This window comes from Kitasatospora sp. NPDC098663 (assembly GCF_044760075.1).
GTDB lineage: Bacteria > Actinomycetota > Actinomycetes > Streptomycetales > Streptomycetaceae > Kitasatospora.
This window is the reverse complement of sequence record NZ_JBIWAP010000039.1, coordinates 86,219-92,448: the sequence shown is the minus strand read 5'-3', so window position 1 is coordinate 92,448 and position 6,230 is coordinate 86,219. Positions and strand designations below refer to the sequence as shown.

Annotated in this window: 9 protein-coding genes; 2 read left to right on the top strand and 7 right to left on the bottom strand. The window is 73.8% G+C overall.

Translation table 11 applies throughout. The annotated features are described in order from the left end of the window. Positions 1–123 precede the first annotated feature (123 nt). The 5 genes from ACIQVZ_RS32605 to ACIQVZ_RS32585 form a co-directional block, all read right to left on the bottom strand. Positions 124–876, bottom strand: a complete 753-nt coding sequence (locus ACIQVZ_RS32605) for a cobalt-precorrin-6A reductase (RefSeq protein WP_350875495.1) — start codon at positions 874–876, stop codon at positions 124–126. Continuing rightward, on the bottom strand, positions 873–1,634 hold the full coding sequence (gene cobM, locus ACIQVZ_RS32600) for a precorrin-4 C(11)-methyltransferase (RefSeq protein ID WP_380373850.1): 762 nt from the start codon (positions 1,632–1,634) through the stop codon (positions 873–875). The genes ACIQVZ_RS32605 and cobM overlap by 4 nt, the downstream gene beginning before the upstream one ends. Beyond that, the gene (cbiE, locus tag ACIQVZ_RS32595; RefSeq protein ID WP_402454933.1) at positions 1,631–2,869 is read right to left on the bottom strand and encodes a precorrin-6y C5,15-methyltransferase (decarboxylating) subunit CbiE; all 1,239 of its coding nucleotides are present in this window, start codon (positions 2,867–2,869) and stop codon (positions 1,631–1,633) included. Before cbiE ends, cobM begins: the two co-directional genes overlap by 4 nt. A gap of 103 nt (positions 2,870–2,972) precedes the next feature. Next, positions 2,973–3,392 (bottom strand): gamma-glutamylcyclotransferase family protein, encoded by a 420-nt coding sequence (locus ACIQVZ_RS32590; protein WP_350875501.1) that lies wholly within the window; start codon positions 3,390–3,392, stop codon positions 2,973–2,975. Between the two features lie 98 nt (positions 3,393–3,490). After that, positions 3,491–4,084: a dihydrofolate reductase family protein gene (locus ACIQVZ_RS32585; RefSeq protein ID WP_402454931.1), complete on the bottom strand. Its 594-nt coding sequence runs from the start codon at positions 4,082–4,084 to the stop codon at positions 3,491–3,493. Positions 4,085–4,233: 149 nt separating this feature from the next. Between ACIQVZ_RS32585 and ACIQVZ_RS32580 the strand changes: the two genes are divergently transcribed. Next, positions 4,234–4,809, top strand: coding sequence for a TetR family transcriptional regulator (locus ACIQVZ_RS32580; protein WP_350875505.1), 576 nt, complete (start codon positions 4,234–4,236; stop codon positions 4,807–4,809). An 82-nt stretch (positions 4,810–4,891) separates the two neighbouring features. On the opposite strand, the gene ACIQVZ_RS32575 is transcribed toward ACIQVZ_RS32580, so the two are convergent. Then, complete coding sequence (locus tag ACIQVZ_RS32575; RefSeq protein ID WP_402454928.1) at positions 4,892–5,455, bottom strand: EF-hand domain-containing protein; 564 nt, start codon at positions 5,453–5,455, stop codon at positions 4,892–4,894. A 120-nt stretch (positions 5,456–5,575) separates the two neighbouring features. Next, on the bottom strand, positions 5,576–6,007 hold the full coding sequence (locus ACIQVZ_RS32570) for a cytidine deaminase family protein (protein ID WP_402454926.1): 432 nt from the start codon (positions 6,005–6,007) through the stop codon (positions 5,576–5,578). A 61-nt stretch (positions 6,008–6,068) separates the two neighbouring features. Here ACIQVZ_RS32570 and ACIQVZ_RS32565 point away from each other — a divergent pair, with 61 nt between their 5' ends. Beyond that, on the top strand, positions 6,069–6,200 hold the full coding sequence (locus ACIQVZ_RS32565; protein WP_402454923.1) for a hypothetical protein: 132 nt from the start codon (positions 6,069–6,071) through the stop codon (positions 6,198–6,200). The last annotated feature ends 30 nt before the right edge of the window (positions 6,201–6,230 follow it).

Here is a 6,230-nt window from a genome sequence, read left to right as displayed (position 1 = left end):
CCTCAAACGCGCCCAACACCGCAACTGGCCACCACCACAACCGGCAACAGTCACAATCACCCAGCCGGCAACAACCTAAAGTCACCGGCATTGGGGCTAGGCCCAAAGTCACCAGCATTGGGCCTAGCGCAGGTGCTGCAACCACCGCACTGCGCCCGGTACGTCCGGGGCCACCGGTACGCCGTCCGGGACCGGCGGACGCCGCACGATGACCACGGGCAGGCGCAGTTCGCGTGCGGCGGTGAGTTTGGGCGCGGTCGCGGCGCCGCCGCTGTCCTTGGTGACCACGATGTCGATGCCCCGCTCGCGCAGCAGCGCCCGTTCGCCGTCGAGCGTGAACGGCCCCCGGTCCAGCAGGACTTCGAAGGACGGCGGCAGCGGGGGCTCGGGCGGGTCGACCGACCGGGCGAGGAAGCGGACCCCGTCGAGGTGGGCGAACGCGGCGATGCCCTGCCGTCCGGTGGTGAGGAAGACCCGCTCCCCGCGCCGCGGCAGCAGCTCGGCCGCGGCGGCGAGCGAGGGTACGGGGAGCCAGCGGTCCCCGGCGACCGGTGCGAAGCCTGGCCGCCGCAGCACCAGCAGCGGTACGTCGGTGGCCGCCGCCGCGAGTGCGGCGTTCTGCGAGATCCCGGCGGCGAACGGGTGAGTGGCGTCGACGACCGCGTCGACCCGTTCGCCGCGCAGCCAGTCGGCCAGCCCGTCCGGGCCGCCGAAGCCGCCGATCCTCACCTCTCCGGCGGGCAGCCGGGGTTGGGCGACCCGGCCGGCCAGCGAACTGGTGACCCGCAGGGACGGCAGCTCGACGAGTGCGGCGGCCAGCGCCCGCCCCTCCGTCGTCCCGCCGAGGATCAGGACGTGCCGGGTCACGGGGTTCACGCCCCGCAGGGCTCGTGCGGGCGCTCGCGCTCCGCCGAGTAGAGGTGGCTGTCGCGGAACTGCTCGGCGGCCAGCGTCCGCCCGACCAGGATGACGGCGGTGCGCACCACGCCCGAGGCCTTGACCTGCTCGGCGATGTCGGCGAGGGTGCCGCGCAGCACCAGCTCGTCCGGGCGGCTGGCCATCGCGACGACGGCGGCCGGGCAGTCGGCGCCGTAGTGCGGGAGCAACTGCTCGACGACGTCGTCCACGTATCCGGCGGCCAGGTGCAGCACCAACAGGGCGCCGCTGCGGCCGAGGGTGGCCAGGTCCTCGCCCTCGGGCATCGGGGTGGCGCGCTTGGCGATCCGGGTGAGGATGACGGTCTGGCCGACGGTCGGGACGGTCAACTCCCGCTTGAGCGCGGCCGCGGCGGCGGCGAAGGCGGGCACGCCGGGGACGATCTCGTACGGCACACCGGCCGCGTCGAGGCGGCGCATCTGCTCGGCGACGGCGGAGAAGACGGACGGGTCGCCGGAGTGCAGCCGGGCCACGTCCTGTCCGGCCTGGTGCGCGCGGACCAGCTCGGCGATGATCTGGTCCAGGTTGAGCTGCGCGGTGTCGACGAGGCGGGCGCCGGGCGGGCATTCGTCGAGCAGTTCGCGCGGCACCAGGCTGCCGGCGTAGAGGCAGACCTCGGCGCGGGCCAGGAGGCGCTGGCCGCGCAGGGTGATCAGGTCGGCGGCACCGGGGCCGGCTCCGATGAAGTGGACGGTCACGACGCGTTCTCCTGAGGGGTGTTGGGCTTGACGGCGGACCACTGGGTGACCGGCATGGCCTGCCGCCACCCGGTGAAGCCGCCCACCGGGACGGCGTGCGCGACGGCGAGCTTGACGAGCTCCCCGCCGTGGCGCCGGTACCACTCGGTGAGCAGCGCCTCGGATTCCAGCGTCACGGTGTTGGCGACGATCCGGCCGCCTGGTCGCAGGGCGGCCCAGCAACTGTCCAGCAGGCCGGTCGCGGTGAGGCCGCCGCCGATGAACACGGCGTCGGGGGTGGGGAGTTCGGAGAGCGCGGCGGGGGCCGGACTGGTCACCACGCGCAGTCGTGGCACGCCCAGGGCGGCGGCGTTGCGGGCGATCCGCTCGGCCCGCACCGGGTCGCGTTCGATGCTGACGGCCTGGCAGTCGCGGTGCGCGCGCAGCCACTCGACGGCGATCGAGCCGGAGCCGCCGCCGACGTCCCAGAGCAGTTCGCCGGGGGAGGGTGCGAGGACGGCGAGGGTGGCGGCGCGCACGTGCCGCTTGGTGAGCTGGCCGTCGCTCTCGTAGGCGGCGTCGGGCAGGCCGGGGACGAGCGGGCTGCGGGGGCCGTCGCCGAGGTCGACCGCGATGACGTTCAGCGGGTCGCCGGGCGGGTGCGGCCAGTCGTCGGCGGTGCCGTCGAGCCGGCGTTCGGCCGGGCCGCCGAGCTGTTCGAGCACGCGCAGGCGGGCGGCGCCGTACCCGCGCGCGGTGAGCAGCGCGGCGACGGCGGCCGGGGTCGTGGCGTCGGCGCTCAGCACGAGCAGGCGGCGGCCGGGGTTCAGGGCCAGGGCGAGGGTGTCCAGCGGACGGCCGACCAGGCTGACCACCTCGGTGGACTCCAGTGGCCAGCCGAGTCGGGCGCAGGCGTGGGAGACGGAGGAGGGGTGCGGCAGGACGCGCAGCCGCCCGGCGCCGACCGTTTCGGCGAGGGTGCGGCCGATGCCGTAGAACATCGGGTCGCCGCTGGCCAGGACGGCGACCCGGCGGTCCGCGTGCGCGGCGAGCAGTCCGGGGACGGCCGGGCGCAGGGGGGACGGCCACGGGACGCGCTCGGCGGCGACCTCGTCCTGGGGGAGGAGGTCCAGCTGCCGGGGGCCGCCGACGACCACCTCGGCTGCCCGCAGGGCGGCGCGGCCGGTGGTGGAGAGGCCGGGCCAGCCGTCGGCCCCGATCCCGACGACGGTGATCGGGGGTGGCAGCTCGGGCACCGGGTGGCTCCTTGTCGTTCGGCGGGCGCCGTGAGTAGAGAAAACAACTATCGGGGCAGCCTACCTGGCGGTATCCGGCAGGTCGTCTCCCGCCCGTCACCCGTTACCGGTCCGTCCAGTCCCCCGAGTCGATCACCGCGGGCCGCTCCCGTAGCCGGCTCTCGACGACGGGCCCGGCGAAGTACACCCAGGCCTCCCGCACCTCGCCCGCCGCCGTCCGTACCGGTAGTCGCCGTCGTACGTACAGGCCCGTTCCGTCCGCCCGGCAGTCCTCCAGTCGGTCCAGCGCCGTGAGCGCTCCGGCGTACGCGCCGGGCCGTACGGTGATCAGCTCGCCCACGATCCGGCGCCCGGGCGTCGCGTCCGGCACCGCGTACGGGTACCCGGGGCCGTCGTGCAGCGTGGCGCCGTCCAGCACGGCCGGGCGGATGTCGGCGCAGCGTCCGGCCAGGTGGGCGGCGTGGTTGCGGCCGCCGCTGCGCAGGGTGCCGTAGACGAAGAACGGCAGGGCCTCCTCGGACACGGGTTCGACCTCTCGGCTCGGGGGAGCGCCCACGGTACGTCCTCGCGCCCGCGCCGCGATAGCGCCTCTTGCCCCGCGCGTCCGCCGGATGGTGTGCGTCAGGCGGCGTCCGGCGCGGTCCGCGCGTAGGTGAGGACGACGTTGCCGCGTTCGAAGACGCGGCTGTCGGTGAGCGTGAAGGCGCGGGGCTCGAACTCCGCGCGGAACAGCGGGATGCCCGATCCGACCACCACCGGGTACTGCTTGATGATCAACTCGTCGATCTCGGGCAGCAGCCGGCCGGCCAGGTCGGCGCCGCCGCAGAGCCAGATGTCGAGTCCGTCCTGCTGCTTCAGTCGGCGGACGAGGGCCACCGGGTCCTCCGAGGTGACCTCCACCGCCGGGTCCGGGCCGGCGCCGAGGGTGCGGGAGACCACGATCTGCCGCAGGTGGGCGTAGGGGCTGGTGAGGCCCACGGCCAGCCCCGGTGCGTAGGTGCCGCGGCCCATGACGACGGTGTCGAAGCGCTTGTTGGGCGCCTCCGCGATGCCGAACGCCGCGCGGCCGGGGGTGGGGATGGTCTCCGGGTACTCGGCGAGGAGCGTCGAGGTGTAGTCCTCGGTGAGGAACGGCGCGAAGAAGTCGAAACTGTCGTCCGAGCCGGCGATGAAGCCGTCGATGGTGGTGCCGATGAAGTAGCTGAGCTTGCGCATGCAGGTCCTCTGGAGTCGGGAAACGGCGCGGGTCGTGCGGCCCGTCGCCTAACCACTGCGACTATAGTGCTCCAGTCGTAGTGGTTGCCAAGGTGTTTTCAAGCCTGGGCGCCCCGGCCCCCGAAAACCCCGCGAGAGAGAATCGGGCCATGGTCCAGAACCCCGCCCGCCGCACCGCCCTCGCCGACGCCGCCATCGAGGTCCTCGCCCGCGACGGCGCCCGCGGTCTCACCTTCCGCGCGGTCGACGTGCAGGCCGGCGTCCCGAACGGCACGGCCTCCAACTACTTCGCCAACCGCGACCACCTGCTCCACCAGACCGCCCGGCACATCCACCACCGGCTCACCCCGGACCCGGCCGTCATCGCCGACCTGCTGCGGGCCCCGCGCGACCGCGCCCTGGTCGCCGCCCTGATGCACGACCTGATCCGCCGCATCTCCGCCGACCGGGCCGGCTACCTCGCGATGCTCGAACTGCGCCTGGAGGCCACCCGCCGTCCCGGCCTGCGGGCCCAGCTCACTGGCACCATCCGCGAGCAGTTGGAGGCCAATGTCGCCTACCACCTCGACGGGGGGCTGCCCGGTGACCGCGAGACCGTCCTCGTCCTCTACCTCGCGATGACCGGCCTGATCGTCGAACATCTCACCCTGCCCGAGGTGTTGGGCGACGACAGCCTGCCCGCCCTGATCGAGACCATCGTCGAGCGCATCGTCCCCGCCGCCTGACCCACCGGCGGGCACGGCGAGTCGGGCGGGCCGCCGGCCTCGCGTTCCGGCGGGCGAGGGGGCGACTGTGCCGGAGGGGGTGTCAGAGGGTGTGCGGGGGCTTGCCCGTCCACCAGTTGCCGGGGGCGTTGGGGTCGCGGCTGGTCCAGAACTCGATGATCGCGCTGGTGAACTCGGCCGCGGAGAGGGTGCCGTCGCCGTCGCGGTCGAGGTGGCGGAAGGCCTCGTCGGCGTCGTCGCGGGAGAGGCCGGCGAAGTGGCCGCGCTGGAAGACGAAGAATTCGCCGGCGTCGACCGTTCCGCTGCGGTCGGTGTCGGCGACGGCGAGGAAGGCGTCGGCGAGTGCGCCGAAGCTGGTCCGCGCGGCCTCGGGGTCGTCGGAGAGGGCGCCGGTCGAGCGGACGAACTGTTCGCGGGTGATCGCCTCGGTGCCGGCGGGCAGGTGGGCGAGGTGCAGGTCGTGCCAGACCGTCAGGTAGGCGCGGACGATGACGGCCTCGGCCTCCGAGCCCTCCTGGTGGCCGAGCGAGCGGGCGACGGCGAGGCCCATGAGGACGTGGTCCCGTTCGGTGAGGAGCCCGTCGCCGTCGGCGTCGAGGTGGTCGAACCCGTGGTTGATCTTTGCTGTGAGCAGGTCGTCCGACAATGTGCCCCCTCGGTTGGCGATCACTACGACACGTCGCCAGCACGCTAGTGCCTGGAGTCGCGCTCGCGCAGCCGAACGACGGGCGAACGGCCACACGGGCACGACTCAAGGGCGAGGGTGCTAGCCGTCCTGGTGCTCGGCCCAGACGTACGCCTCGGGGAGCAGATCGAGGATGGGCAGGGCGAGCAGCTCCGTTCCCCGCCTGACGACGACCTCGACCGTCGGGAAGTAGTCGAGCAGCACCTGCCGGCAGCGGCCGCACGGCGGCACGACGCCCCGGTCCTGGTCGCCGACCGCGACGACCGTGGTGAGGTCGTACGCGCCCTGGCCGGCGGCCGCGCCGATGAGGACGAGCTCCGCGCACGGGCCGCCGGTGAAGTGGTAGGCGTTCACGGCCGTGACGATCCGCCCGTCGGCGTTGCGTCCGGCGGCCGCGACGGTGTGGTTGTCGCCCCGGCAGTAGCGCCGGGCCACCGCCCGGGCGGCCTCGACGAGCTCGTGGTCGACGGCTGCGCGGTCTCCTGCGGAGTCGGATTGATCGCTGGCGGACATATTCGCTGGGGCTCCTTGATCGCACATGACAGGCTTCGAGCATGGACCGACCGCCCTGATCGTGCCAACGCTTTACACGGGCCCCTTCATCCTTCGCCCCTGGCGCCTCACCGACCTCGCCGTGGTCCGGGAGGCGGGCACCGACCCGTACATCCCGCTGGTCACGACCGTCCCGGCCGCCTCCGCCGGGTAGAGGACGAGCGGCCGGGGCCCCGCGAGGCCA

What these genes read in the sequence shown, in the direction of transcription:
- ACIQVZ_RS32585 (WP_402454931.1), bottom strand. Translation starts at nt 4,084, where the DNA reads ATGCGCAAGCTCAGCTACTTCATCGGCACCACCATCGACGGCTTCATC.
- ACIQVZ_RS32580 (WP_350875505.1), top strand. Translation starts at nt 4,234, where the DNA reads ATGGTCCAGAACCCCGCCCGCCGCACCGCCCTCGCCGACGCCGCCATC.
- ACIQVZ_RS32570 (WP_402454926.1), bottom strand. Translation starts at nt 6,007, where the DNA reads ATGTCCGCCAGCGATCAATCCGACTCCGCAGGAGACCGCGCAGCCGTC.